This window comes from Flammeovirga sp. SubArs3, from assembly GCF_947387565.1.
Taxonomy (GTDB): domain Bacteria; phylum Bacteroidota; class Bacteroidia; order Cytophagales; family Flammeovirgaceae; genus Flammeovirga; species Flammeovirga agarivorans.
Genome location: NZ_CANDOA010000003.1, coordinates 171237 through 189794 on the forward strand (window position 1 = coordinate 171237; position 18558 = coordinate 189794).

An 18558-nucleotide genomic window follows, 5' to 3' on the forward strand; every position below is an offset into this window, starting at 1 on the left:
AAAAGCCTATGACATCTTATTTGTCATAGGCTTTTTTATGTTTAAGAGACTAATTTTCTCTCCCCAGATTTAAAAGATAAACTTCCAAATTTTCCTCTGAAGATAGTTCAAGGCGCTTTCTTAACCTTTTTCGGGCTACTTTTACACTATTTTGAGAAATACCCATAATAGCAGCGATGTCCTTACTCGACATATTTAATTTAATTAGAGAGCATAGTCTAATATTCCCCTCTGTTAACGAAGGGTGTTTTTTATGTAGCATATCTATAAATGGACGATGTACTTCAGCAAATAGTCCATTGAGGTATTCCCAGTCCTTCTCTACATTTTCGGCTCTTTTAATCTCTCTTCTGATGCTATTAATTTTTGAAGGTGAGAAGTCATGAGGATTCTTTTGTAGTTCTGATAATTTCTCATCTAGCTGTTCAATTAAAGTATTTAAATGAACGATACGCAAAGCATGTGTTGTTAGTTCTTTTTCTCGGACTTCAAGAGTGTCTTTAATAAGGTCAGCCTTTTGTTGTTTGACCTCAAGAATATCCATTTCTTTAGCCAATAACGCCTGTGAGCGATCCTTTACCAATTGATCTAAAATTACTCTCTGCTTTTTTAAGTTTTTGATATATGCCACATAAATGGCATAGACTCCCAAACATAAAAAAGTAAGGACTAAAAGCTTAAAGCCAAAAGTTTCCCAATAATATGCCTTTAGTAATAGTGTGATTTCAGATGTTTCACCCCATTTACCATTTCTATATCTACATCTTACCTGAAATACATATTTGCCAGGAGGAAAATTAGAATACATCATGGTCTGATGCTCTTTAGTTGTTGTCCAATTTTCATCAAAACCAATAATTCTCGTTTGGTACTCTAAGTTGTGTTGATAGTTGTAATCTAAGCCAACATATTGTATCGCGAAGTTTCTCTGATGAGCATCCAACGTTATCTCTTTTTCTTGAGAAATATCAATATTGGATGACTCCTGATGTGGTTCTGTTAAGATAAGTGATGTTATAGTAGGGCTAATTGAATTGTTATTGATCAGTTGTGCTTTTTTGGGAGAAAAGATGGTCAAGCCATCAGTGCCACCAAAAGCCAATAATGAATCCAAGACAGCACTTGATGCACCAACATTAAATTGCATTCCCTGTAATCCGTCTTCAATAGAAAGTGATTTTAGATGACCATTTTTAATGTCGTACATCGTCAGTCCCTTATTTGTAGAAAGCCATAAATGATTTGACTTGTCAATCTCAATAGAGTAGATCACTTTATTTGGTAGAAGGTGATTTATTTTTGAAGGTATAAATGCATCTTTCTTTCTATCAAATTTCCACAAGCCATTACCAAATGTTCCTACCCAAAGTGTTAGGTTTTCATCTTCTGATAAACTGAGTATACTATTATTTAAGTTGATGCCTGTTTCTTGATTTTTATTTAAATGGAAACGTCTAAATGAATCTGTTGACTTATCGTATCGGTTTAATCCATTAAAGGTGCCTATCCATAAGTCACCTTTTACATCTTTGTATATTTTTCTACAATCGTTGTTAGAAAGGGAGTGATAGTCTTTTTTATTTTCAATATATCTATAGGCATTTCTCTTTTTAGGATCATAATGAATAATACCATTTGAAGTAGCAAGCCAGACTGTTTGGTCTTCATCAACATGGATATCCCAAATATTATCGTTGTCTATGGATTCATTATTTTGATCCTTAAGATTGATATGTCTTAACGACCCTTTCTTTTGAAGAAATAAACCTTCTTTATATGTGCCGACCCATAAACAATTGCCATCACTTTCCAATGATATAATATTCTTATCCTTGATTTTATTATTTACCTCACCAGTTTTTATATTGATCAAGTCTAGACCTCCACCATCTGTACCCACCCAGAGCTCATTGTTGTTTTTAGCTGCAATAGAAGTGACACTATTATTGGATAAGCCAATTCCGTAGGTACTTGCATTTGACATAACGAAAAATGGGTCTTTATCATTGTAATGTAAAAAGCCGTTGCCAAAAGTACCTAACCATATTTCATCATTATCTCCTCTGTATAAATAATTGATGGTATGTTTCGATACCTTTTGATGAAGTAGTTTTACTGTTTTATGATCTGATGTAATGAGGATCACTCCATTCCCTTCAGTACCCAACCAAATGTTATCATTTGTATCATAAGTGATAGTCTTGATAGAGTGCTTACTTTTATATAATACTTTGATCTCATCATTACGAGACACTTCAAATAAATACCCATCCTTAGTGCCTATGATGATACTATTATCTCTAGGGAGAAAGCATGTGGCGTTTTTAATCTGTTTTATTATTGAAACATTAAAGACGTCTTTATTATAGCTGACTTTTCTTAGCCCTTTTTTATTTCCTATATATAGTTGACCATCAAAAAGGCTAATATTATTAATGTTGACGATATCGATAGGAAGTGGTTGATAGGTTTTCGATGTGGAATGCTTGTAGAAAACACCTTGATTATTAATAGCGATAAACTGATTGTTCTCTTTATCCCAGATAACCTTTCTTACGTCCTCAATATTTTCTTCTTTTGTGATAACCTCGCGATGGAATACTTTACTGACAGGATCAAAAACTTCCAAACTGCCATTAGTTCCAATCCATATTTTTTCATCAATAGGGGATAATGCTAAACTGCGTATTGAATTAAACTGTAGTTGATTCTGTGTATAACTATTGAAATGTTGAAAAGAATGACCATCAAAACGGTTTAAACCATCATCTGTTCCAATCCAAAGGAAGCCCTTTTGGTCAAACATAATGACATTTACATTATTTTGAGAGAGTCCGTTTTTTGCATTGTATTCGTTTAATTTTACCGGTTGTAAAGAAGTGTTTTGACCGTAGCATTGTAGCGAAAAAAGAATAAATAAAATGTACACCTTATTATAAATAAGGCAATAAAAAAGATGTAGTAGTTTTTTCATTGAGTGTAAGTGTAGTAGATGCTATAGTAAGTTAAATGTCGATAATACGTTTAAATATCACTATTCCTAATTTAAATTCAAATTGTTTTCCAATTACTTTGAAGTTTTTGAATTATTAGTGTTGATATTTTGGTATATCCTAATTTGAAACCATTAATTTTATACTAAGTATTTTTAAATACTTACCACTTAGACAATAGAAATAGTACATTTGTAATCACAATAAATCAAATAATATTACGATGAGCAAAATTCAAATTCCTCAGAATATTCAAGCATTAATTTTTGATATGGACGGTACCGTAGCAGATACTATGCCTATACATTATAAAGCATGGAGAGCTACATTAGATACTGTGGGTTACGACTTTTCAGAAAAAGAGTTCTACGAATTGGCGGGAGTGACATCAGAAGGAATTTTAAAGAAAATTAGTAAAGAAAATAATATCGAAATGGATATTCCTGCTTTAGTGAAATTAAAAGATGAGGAATATCTAAAAAGAATTGGTGATAATGTAAAGCCAGTTGAACCTATCTTTAATATTGCTAAAGAATATTATGGTAAGATGCCAATGGCAATTGGTACAGGTAATAACGATGAGGTGATTGAACATACCCTAACAGGAATAGGAGCCTATCATATGTTTGATGTAAAGGTAGGAGCTGATCAAGTTGAAAATGGTAAGCCTGATCCAGAGACATTTTTACAATGTGCAATCATGATGAGAGTGGAGCCAAGATACTGTTTGGTTTTCGAAGATGGAGACCCTGGAATAGAAGCTGCAAGAGCAGCAGGTATGAAGGTGATTGATGTAAGAAAATATATCTAGAAAAATACAGAGAAAAGCTTTAATCTTAAGAAGAGGTTAAAGCTTTTTTCATTTATAAATACTTGATTATTACTGTGTTGAAAATACACTTATATTCTTTTTAACTTTAAATAAGTGTTAATAAAGTTAAATTTATGATGTGTGAAAATGACAATATTGAAGATGTAAATAGGTCAATTACAAAGGATTATTTCACTATTAAATGAAATTAAATTAAGGTCTTTGTTATAGACTGACAATAGTCATGTTTTAAACCGTTTCTAATTTCTAATATTGGGACGTTATTAAAAATCAACAATTAAAAAAATACGAAGACATGAGTTTAATCGTAGACGTTCACGCAAGACAAATCCTTGACTCAAGAGGTAACCCAACAGTTGAGGTAGATGTAACAACTGAAACAGGTACAGTAGGTCGTGCTGCAGTTCCATCAGGAGCTTCAACAGGTGAGTACGAAGCTGTAGAATTACGTGACGGTGGTTCAGAGTACCTTGGTAAAGGTGTTTTGAAAGCGGTTGAAAACGTTAATGAAATTATTGCTGAAGAATTAATCGGTGCTTCTGTATTCGAACAAAATGCTATTGACCAAGCGATGATCGCTTTAGATGGTACTCCAAATAAAGCTAAGTTAGGTGCTAACGCTATTTTAGGTGTGTCATTAGCAGTAGCTCAAGCAGCAGCAGCTGAATTAGGTCTTCCTTTATATAGATATGTAGGTGGTGTTTCTGCAAACACAATGCCTGTACCAATGATGAACATCATCAACGGTGGTTCTCACTCAGATGCTCCTATCGCATTCCAAGAGTTCATGATCCAACCAGTATCAGCTCCAGATTTCACTACAGCTATCCGTATTGGTTGTGAAGTATTCCACGCATTAAAGAAAGTAATTCACGACCGTGGTCTTTCTACTGCAGTAGGTGACGAAGGTGGTTTCGCTCCAGCTTTCGAATCAACTGAGGATGCTTTAGATTCAGTAAAATTAGCAGTTGAAAACGCTGGTTACGTTTGGGGTAAGGACATCACAATCGCTTTAGACTGTGCTGCTTCTGAATTCTTCGTAGATGGTAAGTACAACTATGAGAAATTCAACGACATGAAAGGTGGCGTTAAATCTTCTCAAGAGCAAGCTGAATACTTAGCTGAGTTAACAAGAAAGTACCCTATCACTTCAATCGAGGATGGTATGGACGAAAACGATTGGGAAGGATTCAAAATCTTAACTGACCTTGTAGGTGAAAACGTACAATTAGTAGGTGACGATTTATTCGTAACTAACGTTGAGAAATTAGAAAGAGGTATCAACGAAGGTATCGCTAACTCTATCTTGATCAAAGTTAACCAAATCGGTTCATTAACTGAGACTATCGCTGCTGTTGAGATGGCACACAGAGCTGGTTATACTTCAGTAATGTCTCACCGTTCAGGTGAAACAGAAGACAATACTATTGCTGACTTAGCAGTAGCATTAAACTGTGGTCAAATCAAAACTGGTTCAGCTTCACGTTCTGACCGTATGGCTAAGTACAACCAATTACTTCGTATCGAAGAAAAATTAGGTTCTACTGCTAAATACTTAGGATTAGCTGCATTCAAGCAAGATTTCAACTTCTAATTAGTTAGAAGGAAAGATAAATAACTGATATTCAGTTTATGGTGGAGGCTACCCATTTCGGGTAGCCTCTTTTTTGTTTTTAACAGTTAGAAAATACCTTACAGTTTATTTAAACTAATTTTAAATAACATTAATCTTTATTTGGATTTAATCTTAATAAGAGATAGCTTTGCTTCATATTAATTAAACAACGACAATCTGTTTATAATGAACTTAACATTTACACTAAGAAAAGCTTTTTTAGCAACAGCTATCCTTTCTACATCTCTTTTTTCTTGTACTGATGATAATGAGTCAGATCCAATCTCAAGAACTGACTATGATTTTGATAACGTAGATTATTCAGGCCAAACTGCAAGAATCATGATGTTAGACTCTTTAGAATCTTATATCAAATCAGGTAATGATGGTGTTACTGCACTTTCTGCTGATGATATGAATGCAATTTATACTAACGAGTCAGGTGATTTATTCGGTTCATCTAAAGATTTAGAAAGCAAAACTGCAAATGATCCTACTCTTTTAGCTAACGTATATGATCAAGTTCCTGCTTACTTCGCTTCAGCAGAAGCTGCATCAGGTAACGAAGAGAATATTATTGGTGGTAGATTATTTGATGCAAACGGACACGAGCCTGCTCAAATGGTAGGTAAAGGTTTAATGGGTGCAGTTTTATACTACCAATCAGTTTCTTACTACTTAACTCCAGAAAAATTAAATGCTGGTGATAACGAAACTGTTACTGAAGGTAAAGGAACAGATATGGAACACTACTGGGATGAAGGTTTTGGTTACTTCGGTGCATCTCAAGACTTCTTATCAAACGAAGAGGCAACTAATTACTACTGGGCAAAATATGCAGTTAGTAGATCAGATGTTTATGACGTAAGAGCTGATATCTTTAACGCTTTTATTGCTGGTCGTCAAGCAATCATCGACAAAGATTATGAAGAAAGAGATCTTCAAGCAGCAATTATTCAAGAGAAGTGGGAAGAGTTAGTAGCAATTAACGTTGTTCACTATGCAAACTCAGTAATTTCTGATACAGAACTTGGAGACATCTTACACCACTGGTCAGAAGCAGTTGCATTTGCTACAGCTTTACAATACAATTCGTCTAAGAAAATTTCTAACGAAGATATCGCTTTAGTTTTAGCTTCATTATACTCTGAAGATATCAAGAACGAAGATAAAACAGCATTAAATGCTAAAATGGAGGCTGCTAAAGCTGTCATCAAATCAACTTATGGTTTTTCTGATGAAGTAATGTCAGCGCTTTAATTAAGTATTAAATAAATATTAATTCTCAATCTCAATGTTTACATTTGTAGGCATTGAGATTGACTCATATATATCCTATTTTTTTGATGAAACAGCTTAACCTATTTTTAGCTTCTCTACTTTTCTGCTCGTTACTTTCTTCATGTGATGAGACAACAGATAATGTTAGTGTCGATTTTTCGCAAACAGATATGCTTTCTAATTATGCGGATAATTTGATCGTTCCTGCATTTGAAAATTATGCAAGTGCAACAACTGACTTGAAATCCAAAGTAGAAGCTTTTACAACAAACCCAACTGAAGAAACATTGCTATCTGTACAAGATGCAGCAATTTCTACATATACAGCATGGAGTAAAGTGAATGCTTACCAATATGGTAAAGCTGTTGAGGTGAGTTTACTTTCAAATACAAATACTTTCCCAACAAAATTTTCTTCAATTGAGGATAGAATTACGTCGGGTGAGTTTAATTTAGATGCGATCTCATCTACAAATGTAAAAGGTCTACCAGCAGTTGAGTATTTGTTATTTAATACGAATTCAGCAGATTTGATTGCTTCATTTACTGACGAGCAAAATAGAAAAGATTACTTGACTCAAGTAGTAGATATCTTGGATAATCATGCTCAGACAGTTCTTTCTGATTGGGAAGGTGGGTATGCAGATACTTTCTCCGTAAATAAAGGTAATGATCCAAGTAGTTCTTTATCATATATCGTCAATGAATACAACAAAGCTTTTGAGCGTTGTAAAAACCAAAGAGTAGGATATGCTCTAGGTAAAAACTCTTTATCAGGTGTGGCTTCACCAAAATCAGTAGAGGCATACTACAGTGAAGAATCATTGTCGTTGTTAAAATCAAATGTGGTGTCTTTACAAGAGATTTTCAATGGTAAAGATGGCAAAGGGTTAGCAGATTATTTAGATGCTTACTACCAAGCTGGTTCAATTGAAGAAGATCTTGCTGGAAAAATTAATGATCAATTTGATATGATTGAATCAAAGTTAGAAGATTGTACAGATCCTTTCTCAAATCATATTGAAGCTCAAGACCAAGTAGTGGAATCATTATATGATGAAATGACAAAATTGGTAGTGATGATCAAATCTGAAATGCCTTCAGCATTATCAGTGAAAATTACTTATCAAGATAGCGATGGAGACTAAGCTAAACGAATATATCAACAAACAAACTTCAATAGCACCACTTGTCGTTTTTCGAATTCTATTCGGATTAATGATGGCAGGGAGTGCCATAAGATTTTGGGCGAACGGTTGGATAGACACACAGTTTATTCAACCTTCGTTCTTTTTTCATTATTATGGATTCTCTTGGATAGAACCGTTAGATGCATTGGGGATGCATGTTGTTTTTGCAATTATGATCCTATCCGCCATCGGAATATCCTTGGGGGCATATTATCGTTTTTCTACAGTTTTGTACTTTTTATCATTTACTTATGTAGAATTAATCGATATCACAAATTATTTAAACCATTACTACTTTGTGAGTTTAATGGCTTTTATAATGATTTTTTTACCTGCACATCGTAGATTCTCTATTGATGTATATAGAAATCCAGAAACTTATCGTTCTTCAGTTTCGAAATGGACAATTGATGTAGTTCGATTACAATTAGGAATTGTATATTTCTATGCAGGCATTGCTAAAATCAACTATGATTGGTTGATTAAAGCACAACCATTAAGGTTATGGTTAGCTTCTAGAGCAGACCTTTTTATTATAGGGCCATTATTGAAATATAAGTGGGTCGCCTATATGTTTTCATGGGCAGGTTGTATATACGATCTGATCATCCCATTTATGCTTTCTTATAAAAGGACAAGGTGGGTAGCATACATAGCAGTAATAGGATTTCATATTGTCACTTCTGCATTGTTTCCTATTGGTATGTTCCCATACATAATGATATTAAGTACTCTGATCTTCTTTTCAGATGAATTTCATGAGAAGATCATCATCTTCTTATCAAGATTTTTTAGTTCTGAAAATTTGGATTTCGAAGTAAAAAGAGGGCAGATCAACTCTATTCCACAGAAGCTAATCAAAGGAGCTTTTGTTGTCTTTTTTGCTATTCAATTGGTCTTTCCATTTAGGTATATCTTATATCCTGATAATTTATTCTGGACAGAACAAGGTTTTAGATTTTCATGGAGGGTTATGCTGATAGAAAAATCAGGAATGGCCACTTTCTATATTGAAGACGGAAAGACGAATAGAAAAATAGAAGTGGTCAACAGTAATTACTTAACACCATTGCAAGAAAAAATGATGGCAACACAACCAGATTTAATTCTGCAATTTGCTCACTTTCTAGAAAACGAATATAAAAATAAAGGAATTGACTCCCCCAAAGTATTTGTAAATGCTTATGTTACTCTAAATGGGAGAGCTAGTAAACAATATATTGATCCTTCAGTAGATTTAACGACAATAGAAGATTCATTCCAACATAAAAGTTGGATACTTCCTTTCAAAGGATAATTAACTATGACAAAAAGATATCTATTCATAATCTCGCTATTCATTTTTCTTTCAAACATCGCTTATTCTCAAGTTACTTTGAGTGGTGTCGTAACACTTTCCACTACTCAAAAGTCAGAGGCGGATGTTGATGTTTTTGTTAAAGGTACTTACAGTAAAGTAGTCACTAATAAGAAAGGATACTACCAAATTAAAGGTTTAAAACTTGGTGAAACCTATACCATTGGAGCCTTTAAATACGGGTTTTCCCCGGTTGAAAAGGTGATTAAGGTGGATAAGAAAAATATTCAGATCAATTTTACATTAAGACCATTAGAGAAAGTTTTAGATGAAGTGGCTGTAATTGATCAAAATTCTGAGGCTGAAATCACAAGGTTAGAAGCTGTTGAAGGAACTTCAATTTATGAAGGAAAGAAAAGTGAGGTAATTAATATAGATAACTTAACGGCCAACTTAGCAACAAACAATTCAAGACAAGTATACAATCGAGTACCAGGTTTAAATATTTGGGAAAGTGACGGAGCTGGTATTCAGTTGGGTATTGGCGGTAGAGGATTAAGCCCTAACCGTACTTCAAACTTTAATACTAGACAAAATGGTTATGATATAGCAGCAGATGCATTGGGATATCCTGAAAGTTATTATACACCACCTTTAGAAGCTGTTCAAGAAGTACAGATCGTAAGAGGAGCAGCATCTTTACAATATGGTACTCAGTTTGGAGGACTTTTGAACTTCAAAATGAAAAAGGGAAATCCAGAAAAGCCATTTGAATTTCAGACAAGACAAACGGTTGGTTCTTTCGGGTTATTTAACTCATTTAATAGTATTGGCGGACAGAAAGGTGATGTCAATTATTATGCAATGTACCAATACAAAAGAGGAGATGGATGGAGACCTAATTCTGGGTTTAATGTTAATACTGTTTTTACAGGTGTTGAATACGAGGTAAATGACAAATTCAAAATAGGAGTAGAGTTTACTCATATGGACTATTTAGCTCAACAACCAGGTGGATTAACGGATGAAGAGTTTTATAAAGATCCAAGAGCATCATATACTGATCAGAATTGGTTTAAAGTAAATTGGAACATTGCGTCTGTGAATTTGCAATATCAATTTACACCTAAAGCTAAGATTGAGATGAGAAATTTTGGTTTGTATGCTTCTAGAGATGCCTTAGGTATTAATTTGAATAAAGAGAATCCATACAGTGAACCGAGGTTATTAGTCTCAGACCAGTTTAGAAATGTGGGTTCTGAAATCAGATATATGCAGCATTATGATATTAATGGAAAATCAAATGTGTTTGTATTAGGAACTAGGTTATATCATGGTAATGATGATAAAAAACAAGGTGATGCTAGTGATGGTAATGATGCAGATTTTACTTTTTCACATCCTGATAGTTTATTGTCAGATCACAACTTCCAGATACAGAACTATGCATTTTTTGCTGAGAACATTTTTCAGATTACAGATAAATTCTCTGTAACTCCCGGTGTTCGTTTTGAGATCATTAAAACTACAGGTAAAGGATATTATCAAAAAACATTTTTTGAAACAGGGGATGATGGCTTAATTGAAGAAATTACTAGGCCTGAACAAGATAATATTATCAATGACAGAACTATTTTTATTGGAGGTATTGGACTAAGTTATAAACCAAATTATGATTTGGAAGTTTATGCTAATGTATCTCAAAACTATAGAGCAATTACTTATTCTGATTTGAGATCGCTAAACTCGAATATCAGAATTGACCCTGATATGAAAGATGAAAGTGGATACTCAGCGGATTTGGGGGTAAGAGGTAGTTTGCCTTGGTTATCTTATGATGTGAGTGGTTTCTATTTGAGATACAATGATAAAATTGGTTTAGCGAATCCAGCGAACCCAATACGTACTAATATTGCAGATGCCTATACACTAGGTGTCGAGTCTTATGCCGAATTCAAACTGTTAGAGATTTTATCTCCTTTATCGGATTATAGATTTAACGTGTTTGGCAATGTAGCTTTTATTCAAGGAAAATACATTTCAGACGATCGAGTTTATGATGGAAATGATGTTGAATTAGTTCCTCCTTTTAATATCAAGAGTGGTATTAATACAGGATATAAATCCTTCAACTTGTCTCTTCAATATACTTATGTTGAAAAGCAATACACTGATGCCGCTAACTCTGAAAAGCCATTACCTGACGGTATTTATGGTCCAATTCCAGCATATTATGTAATGGATTTGTCGATGAAATATGGGTATAAGTGGTTTGGTGTTGAGACAGGAATAAACAACCTGACGAATAATATGTATTTTACTAGAAGAGCGACAGGGTATCCTGGGCCGGGTATTATACCTTCTGATGGACGTAATTATTATGTGACTTTACAGTTCAAAATATAGAAAACGGCTTATTCTTGTTGGTTTAGTATGCTTGCAGCTATTATTATCTGCGTTTTCTTGTATGCCTTAATGTTTATGATAAATTTGTAATTTGACAAAGATGAAACTTTGTTCATTCATTTAACTTGAATTCATCCACTCATAATAATTTAGCATGGCAAAGAGTATCGACGAAACTAAACTGCAACGTATTAAAGAAGCAACAATCGAAATGGTTGTATCAAAAGGATATGGAGGGGCTTCTGTTTCGTCTATTGCTAAGAAAGCTCAAGTAGCGGATGGCTATTTATACAGACATTACCCTAGTAAAGCAGCATTAGTACAAGCATTATATTCTTCTAATATTGAATACTTCCGAAACTTAATTTTTAAGTACATGGAAGAACATGAGAAATTAGAAGAAGTGATTACACATTTTTGTTACGAGATTTTTACCCTCGCAAATGAAAACCCATCAAGAGCAAAATTTATCAATATGTTGATGAACGATTATACATTCTTGATGTCAAAAGAAATGGTATTAAAAATTCCAGAATCTTCAAAGAGGATGGTGGAAAGAGGTCATAAAACGGGAGAGGTTTCAAAAGAAATAAACGTTGAAATGTTCAACGCAGTATTCCCAGCAATTCCTATCCAATATGCATCGGCAAGAGCAACTGAAGTATTTAGTAAGGAGAAACTTACTGAGGAGGATGCTAAAATTGTTGCCCGTTTATGCATAAATGCGTTAGCATAATCATTCTATTATTCAAAGAAAAATATAGTTGAAACCGATGTAAAGTTTAACTATTTTAAGGTTGTTGAAATAATTTTTTGACTTTCTTATGACTTTGAATAACTTTATAGAACATTTTTCTGTACGTAATTGTTTACACAGAAAAACACTCTTTGCTTAATTTCTATTAAGTAAAGTGCACAATCTTGAAAATGTCGTGTAAAAGGAGTAGTAGCCTTTTACAATTTATATTACTGAAGGTTAAAACAGACGGGTAAATTATCCGTCTTTTTTTGTACATTTATTTTTTTGATTATTTCATATATAAATACTGACATTCCGGATGTACAAGCATTTTTTTTCCCTATTGTACTTTTTTGCTTTAACGACATTATCCACTGCACAATCTAAAAATGATGTTATTACTAAGTTTAATGAATATCTATTAGAAGCCAAGAATGGAGAATATCATTACCAACCAGATTCAACAGCAAGACTTGATACTGTCTATCTCAACAGTAAAAAGAAAAAACTTATTTTATTTTTAGGTAAACAATTTGAATACAGACCTGTAAGAAATGAAGATGTCGAAGATGTCTATCAAAAAATTAGATTGCATCTTGGAGATACTTATAAACAATATGATATCACATTGTTTGTTGGTAAATCAGATAAATATGAAGCGAAAAAATTAGCTAAGAAAAATAAGTGGCCAATTGCTCCAAAATGTGAATTTAAAGATTTGATTCCCAATATTAACAGGTATAAACACACAGTTGATAAATCAAGAAATTTAACAAAGATTCCTCATAAACACCTTCCTCATGTAATTCGAGTAGATCAAGATAAGTATACCAAAGGGCTTTACGGAAAACATATAGCATTATGGAATTCTCATGGTTGGTATTATGAAAAATCTCAAGACAGATGGGAATGGCAGAGAGCGAGGTTGTTTCAGACGGTCGAAGATCTTCTTCCTACTTCATTTGTGTTGCCATATTTATCACCAATGTTAGAAAATGCAGGAGCGAATGTTTATATGCCTCGGGAAAGAGATATTCAAATTCAATCTCTAGTGGTCGATAATGATGGGGATCGAAATGGATATTCAGAGAAAGGGACAATTTATGCAGGAGGGAATGGTTTCCTTCATAAAGAGGTATATAATGATAATGAGCAACCTTTCTCCTTGGGTACCTATAGAAAGTTCAGAGCCAATAAGAAAAAAGAGAATGTGATTCACTGGTCAACATTAGGTCAGGTGAAAGGGAATTTTGCTGTATATATTTCTTATGCTTCATTACCAATGAGTGTTGACGATGCTACGTATACTGTACAACATCAAGGTCAGCAATCAATATTTAAAGTCAACCAGAAGATGGGAGGTGGTACTTGGGTTTATTTAGGCCATTTCTATTTTGATGGGTCTGAAGGAGAGGGAGTGAAGTTATCTTCTTATTCCAAGCATAACGATAAGATGATTACTGCAGATGCTGTTCGATTTGGTGGAGGAGTTGGTAATATTCAGAGAGGAGGATCGACAAGTCGAAGAGCAAGGTTTTTAGAAGGTGCAAGATATAATTTACAATATGCAGGAGCTCCTCTCAATGTATATACACCCAACGAAAACGAAAATGATTACAAAGATGATTACCAATCTAGAGGGGAATGGGTGAATTGGATGGTAGGAGATACCTACGCGTTAAACCCTGAAATAGAAAATAAAGGATTAAATATTCCGATAGATTTATCATTAGCATTGCATACCAATTCTGGTATCTCAGAATCAGATACGACAGAAGGAACATTGTTGATTTACAGTACAACTGACATGGAGAAGAATTTAATTTTTCCAGATCAACAATCAAGATATACCAATAGAGATCTTGCTGATATTGTACAAACCCAAATTGTTGATGATATCAGAGTATTATATGATTCTATATGGAATAGAAGAGAGTTATGGGACCGTCGATATAGCGAAGCTGTTTACCCTAACGTTCCTACAATTTTAATAGAGCTACTTTCTCATCAAAATTTTAAAGACATGAGGTTTGCAATGAACCCTAAGTTCAAATTTGATGTAAGCAGGGCTATATATAAAGGGGTACTTAAATATTTAGCATATCAATATAACCAACCATATATTGTTCAACCGTTAAAACCGGTGGCATTTTCAACATCGTTAAGTAATGGAGAAGCTATATTACAGTGGAAGCCACAACTTGATCCATTAGAAAAAACGGCTGTTCCTACTTATTATAAAGTATATACTAATATAAATAATAAAGGCTGGAGTAAAGGAGAAGTAGTAAAAGAGGCATATTACAAGGTTAAGGTGAGTAAAGGGGACATGTACCGATTTAAAGTAATAGCTTTTAATGAAGGTGGACAGAGTTTTCCATCAGAAGAACTGGCCTTGGCTGATTTTGGAAACAAACCCTACTTGATTGTCAATGCATTCGAAAGAGTTTCGGGGCCATCAATAGTTGTGTCAGAGAATTTTAGTGGTTTTACAAACTTAGATGATGGTGTTGCAGATAATTATGATGTAAGTTTCACAGGACATCAATATGATTTTAACCCTGCTTCTGAATGGATTGATGACGATGCTCCAGGTCATGGAGCAAGCTATGCAGACTTAGAAACTACAGTTGTCAATGGGAATTCTCATGATTTCACTAAAATTCATGGTGAAGCATTTTACTATCTACAGCAATCTTTTGTGTCAGTAAGTAAACAATCTGTAGTAGAAAACACTGTGCGTTTAACGGATTATCAGTTTGTTGATCTCTTATTTGGAGAACAAAAATCCACTATGAATTCTCAAAAAGATAGCATTGAATATGAATGTTTTGATGATGTATTTAAAGACCGCATTAAGTCATTCTTGGATAAGAAAGGGAGTCAACTATTCTTATCAGGAGCATACATTGGTACTGATCTATTCTATTCAGAAGATGGGGTAAATAAAGGCCGTAAACATCCAGATGCAATATTTGGTAAGAACTATTTTCATTTTATAGGAAGGAGCAATCATGCAGACCGTTCTGGAAATATTTATGCTACAATGAAAGAATTTCCAAGTTTTAAAGACCTGACCTATGCTAAAAGCTATTCTACTTCTCTATATCCTGTAGAAGCCCCAGATGCATTAGATGCAGCAGATAAATCTACAAAAGTAATTGCAAGGTATGTAAGTAGTAATAAATCTGTGGGTATAGCTTACAAAGGAGACAAAAATGCAGTAGTTGCTTTAGGAATTCCATTTGAGACGATTAATCAGGAACAAAAACGTATTGAATTGATGAGGGAAATCATTGAATATTTTAAATAATGTAAAGTTCATTGAATATTCATTCATTTATTTCTTAAATTGTATTAAAAACGTTAAGGTTGATAAATTTAATAGACCATAACTTACTACAATACGTCTTTATAAGAGATTGAAAAAATAAATCGTGTTATGAAAAATCAAGAGAACGAAACAATGGTTCTTTTCACTTGATAGACAAACTAAACAAGCTTCAAGGCATAATGCCTAACTATGAAAAGCACCTCTAAAGGGTGCTTTTTCTGTTTCTATTCATTCCATCTAACAGAATACTAATCATAAAAGTAAGGGTCCAATATTCACTTTGTATTCTATGAGAAATTCAGATATACCTTGTGTCAGTGAATCACCTGTTTTTTGTTTTATTATAACTTTTCTCGCAGTATCTTCGCCATGTCAAATCCAAAGAGAGAAATTTTTTATTATGACTAAGATTCTGATCAAAAATGCCCAGATCGTAAATGAGGGCAAAACGTTTAAAGGTGATGTAAGAGTAGTTGATGGTGTAATTGATAAAATTGCAACTTCTATTCAAGCAGAAGACGAACAAGTAATTGAAGCAGAAGGTAAGCACTTATTACCGGGCTTAATCGATGATCAAGTTCACTTCAGAGAGCCAGGTCTAACTGAGAAGGCTAACATCGAGACAGAATCAAGAGCTGCTGTTTCAGGAGGTGTCACTTCATTTATGGAGATGCCTAACACAAAGCCACCTACTGTAACAATAGAAAAGTTAGAAGAAAAATACAGCATTGCTGAGAGAACTTCATTAGCGAACTACTCGTTTTACATCGGTGCTTCAAACGATAATTTAGAGGAAGTATTAAAAGCTGACCCTAAGAATGTTTGTGGTATTAAGGTGTTTATGGGGTCATCAACAGGAAACATGTTGGTAGATAATGAGGAAACTCTAGGAAACCTATTTAAGAATGCTCAGATGATTATTGCATCACACTGTGAGGATGATCCAATGATTGCTGAGAACTTAGAGAAATATAAAGAAAAGTACGGAGAAGATATTCCAATGGAATGTCACCCAGAAATCAGAAGTGCTGAGGCATGTTATTCATCTTCATCAAAAGCAATTGCATTAGCAGAAAAGCATGGTGCTAGATTACATATTCTTCATATTTCTACAGCGAAAGAATTGGAACTATTCAGAAATGATATTCCATTAAAAGATAAGAAAATCACAGCAGAGGCATGTGTACACCATATGTGGTTCTCTGATGAAGATTATAAAGAAAAAGGAGCATTTATTAAGTGGAACCCTGCTGTAAAGACTAAAGAAGATGGAGCAGGTATACTTCAAGGTGTTCTTAATGACAAAATTGATGTAATCGCTACAGATCATGCGCCGCATACTTTAGCCGAAAAGTCAAATAAATACCTTTCAGCACCTTCTGGAGGACCATTGGTACAACACTCTCTTCAAGTACTAATGGATTTCCATAAACAAGGTAAAATCTCTTTAGAAAAAATTGTTGAGAAAGCATGTCATAACCCTGCAATCTTGTTCGACGTTGAAAAACGTGGATACATTAGAGAAGGGTATTGGGCAGATTTAGTATTGGTAGATCTTAATGCTCCTCAAAAAGTAGATAAATCAAATCTTAATTATAAGTGTGGATGGTCTCCATTTGAAGGTCATACCTTCTCATCAAGCATTACACACACTATTGTATCAGGGCATTTAGCCTATGAAAATGGTACTTTCCATGAAAGTGTAAAAGGAAAGAGACTGACTTTCAGTAGATAATTTTGCATTTAATTTTGTTTGCGATGTAAAGTTTGGAAAATAATACTATTAATTCCATATTTGCATCGCAATCATATGGCGATCGTAGCTCAGTTGGTTAGAGCACCGGTTTGTGGTTCCGGGGGCCGTGGGTTCGAATCCCATCGTTCGCCCAAGAGACTTATCAGAAATGGTAAGTCTTTTTTTTGTCTTTATTTTTTAGTACTGCTTAGAAATAATACTATTAAAATAGGAAGGTAATAAGAGAAGAAGTCTAATTGAGTAGGTGAAAAGCCTCAATAAATTACTTTTTTGAGTGATTTTGTAAATTTATTCAATTGATTAATAATGGTTTGAATTCCATTTCATTTTGTTTTGAAAAAAATATTAGGATTAGACATTGTATTATTCTTACCTTTGCACAGCAAAAAATAAAACGGCGATCGTAGCTCAGTTGGTTAGAGCACCGGTTTGTGGTTCCGGGGGCCGTGGGTTCGAATCCCATCGTTCGCCCAAAAGCTTATCAGAAATGGTAAGCTTTTTTTTTGTGCTTTTTTTGAGAATAACCATATTCTGAAAGTAGATAGTCGTTTTTCGAAGGTTTAAAAATGGGAGTAGGCGTTTATGAAAATGAATCTATTCTAAAAACCATTTTTTTATCTTTATTATGAAAAATACATTACTTCTAATCTCATTGGTTATTGGTCTAAATATTTCTGCTGTAGAAGCTGTTGAAGCTGGAAACATCAATAAGAGTATCAGAAAAGAGGTGAAAGCTTCTTTAAGAAGAAAGAAAAAGCAGAAGAAACAAAAGAGACGTTTCTTAAATAAATATTATGGTAAGTCTCATAATGGTTTAAAACATAAATAAGACATACTAAGTAAAAAGAAGGTTCATTTCATCAAAAAGTGTTGAAATGAACCTTCTTTCGTTGTGTATGTATTGTTATTGACTATCTGATTGTTATAGTATTTAAAATACATGATTGTGATGTTTGTTATATTCAAAAATCGTTAAATTATGTAACTCTAAACTTAACAATCTGTTATTCTTGTACTATCAGTAATTACTAAAAACTAAAATCACATGTGATGGAGACATCACAAGAGTCTAAACTAATTCTATTTATTATTTGAACTAAAAATAAAACCAAAAA

At 33.7% G+C, this 18558-nt stretch carries 11 protein-coding genes and 2 tRNA genes; 12 read left to right on the forward strand and 1 reads right to left on the reverse strand.

From position 1 onward, the window contains the following. Window positions 1-49 precede the first annotated feature (49 nt). On the reverse strand, window positions 50-2974 hold the full coding sequence (locus QL232_RS09880; protein ID WP_281614002.1) for a two-component regulator propeller domain-containing protein: 2925 nt from the start codon (window positions 2972-2974) through the stop codon (window positions 50-52). A 242-nt stretch (window positions 2975-3216) separates the two neighbouring features. Here QL232_RS09880 and QL232_RS09885 point away from each other — a divergent pair, with 242 nt between their 5' ends. From QL232_RS09885 to QL232_RS09940, 12 genes are all read left to right on the forward strand, one after another. Further along, window positions 3217-3804 (forward strand): beta-phosphoglucomutase family hydrolase, encoded by a 588-nt coding sequence (locus tag QL232_RS09885; protein WP_281614003.1) that lies wholly within the window; start codon window positions 3217-3219, stop codon window positions 3802-3804. 316 nt (window positions 3805-4120) lie between these two features. Continuing rightward, window positions 4121-5419 (forward strand): phosphopyruvate hydratase, encoded by a 1299-nt coding sequence (gene eno, locus QL232_RS09890; RefSeq protein WP_168882994.1) that lies wholly within the window; start codon window positions 4121-4123, stop codon window positions 5417-5419. Between the two features lie 207 nt (window positions 5420-5626). Then, window positions 5627-6700 (forward strand): DUF4856 domain-containing protein, encoded by a 1074-nt coding sequence (locus QL232_RS09895; RefSeq protein WP_281614004.1) that lies wholly within the window; start codon window positions 5627-5629, stop codon window positions 6698-6700. An 86-nt stretch (window positions 6701-6786) separates the two neighbouring features. Beyond that, window positions 6787-7869 (forward strand): imelysin family protein, encoded by a 1083-nt coding sequence (locus tag QL232_RS09900; RefSeq protein ID WP_281614005.1) that lies wholly within the window; start codon window positions 6787-6789, stop codon window positions 7867-7869. After that, a complete protein-coding gene (locus QL232_RS09905; protein WP_281614006.1) occupies window positions 7859-9208 on the forward strand; it encodes an HTTM domain-containing protein in 1350 nt (449 codons plus the stop codon). The genes QL232_RS09900 and QL232_RS09905 overlap by 11 nt, the downstream gene beginning before the upstream one ends. A gap of 6 nt (window positions 9209-9214) precedes the next feature. Beyond that, window positions 9215-11614: a TonB-dependent receptor gene (locus QL232_RS09910; protein ID WP_281614007.1), complete on the forward strand. Its 2400-nt coding sequence runs from the start codon at window positions 9215-9217 to the stop codon at window positions 11612-11614. A gap of 154 nt (window positions 11615-11768) precedes the next feature. Beyond that, window positions 11769-12350, forward strand: a complete 582-nt coding sequence (locus QL232_RS09915; protein WP_281614008.1) for a TetR/AcrR family transcriptional regulator — start codon at window positions 11769-11771, stop codon at window positions 12348-12350. Between the two features lie 322 nt (window positions 12351-12672). Next, complete coding sequence (locus QL232_RS09920; protein WP_281614009.1) at window positions 12673-15666, forward strand: N-acetylmuramoyl-L-alanine amidase; 2994 nt, start codon at window positions 12673-12675, stop codon at window positions 15664-15666. A 421-nt stretch (window positions 15667-16087) separates the two neighbouring features. Then, window positions 16088-17422 carry a dihydroorotase gene (locus QL232_RS09925; RefSeq protein ID WP_281614010.1) on the forward strand — a complete coding sequence of 445 codons (1335 nt, stop codon included), beginning with the start codon at window positions 16088-16090 and terminating at the stop codon, window positions 17420-17422. A gap of 78 nt (window positions 17423-17500) precedes the next feature. Further along, window positions 17501-17574 (forward strand) — tRNA-His (locus QL232_RS09930). 266 nt (window positions 17575-17840) lie between these two features. Beyond that, window positions 17841-17914: transfer RNA gene (locus tag QL232_RS09935), tRNA-His, on the forward strand. A 154-nt stretch (window positions 17915-18068) separates the two neighbouring features. Further along, entirely contained in the window at window positions 18069-18272 is a 204-nt protein-coding gene (locus QL232_RS09940; RefSeq protein ID WP_168883006.1) for a hypothetical protein, read from the forward strand. Window positions 18273-18558 lie beyond the last annotated feature (286 nt).

Excerpts from the sequence above, each read along its gene's own strand:
- QL232_RS09885 (WP_281614003.1), top strand. The coding sequence starts at position 3,217 with ATGAGCAAAATTCAAATTCCTCAGAATATTCAAGCATTAATTTTTGAT.
- QL232_RS09880 (WP_281614002.1), bottom strand. The coding sequence starts at position 2,974 with ATGAAAAAACTACTACATCTTTTTTATTGCCTTATTTATAATAAGGTG.
- QL232_RS09905 (WP_281614006.1), top strand. The coding sequence starts at position 7,859 with ATGGAGACTAAGCTAAACGAATATATCAACAAACAAACTTCAATAGCA.
- QL232_RS09895 (WP_281614004.1), top strand. The coding sequence starts at position 5,627 with ATGAACTTAACATTTACACTAAGAAAAGCTTTTTTAGCAACAGCTATC.
- QL232_RS09940 (WP_168883006.1), top strand. The coding sequence starts at position 18,069 with ATGAAAAATACATTACTTCTAATCTCATTGGTTATTGGTCTAAATATT.
- QL232_RS09910 (WP_281614007.1), top strand. The coding sequence starts at position 9,215 with ATGACAAAAAGATATCTATTCATAATCTCGCTATTCATTTTTCTTTCA.
- QL232_RS09925 (WP_281614010.1), top strand. The coding sequence starts at position 16,088 with ATGACTAAGATTCTGATCAAAAATGCCCAGATCGTAAATGAGGGCAAA.
- QL232_RS09915 (WP_281614008.1), top strand. The coding sequence starts at position 11,769 with ATGGCAAAGAGTATCGACGAAACTAAACTGCAACGTATTAAAGAAGCA.
- QL232_RS09920 (WP_281614009.1), top strand. The coding sequence starts at position 12,673 with ATGTACAAGCATTTTTTTTCCCTATTGTACTTTTTTGCTTTAACGACA.
- eno (WP_168882994.1), top strand. The coding sequence starts at position 4,121 with ATGAGTTTAATCGTAGACGTTCACGCAAGACAAATCCTTGACTCAAGA.
- QL232_RS09900 (WP_281614005.1), top strand. The coding sequence starts at position 6,787 with ATGAAACAGCTTAACCTATTTTTAGCTTCTCTACTTTTCTGCTCGTTA.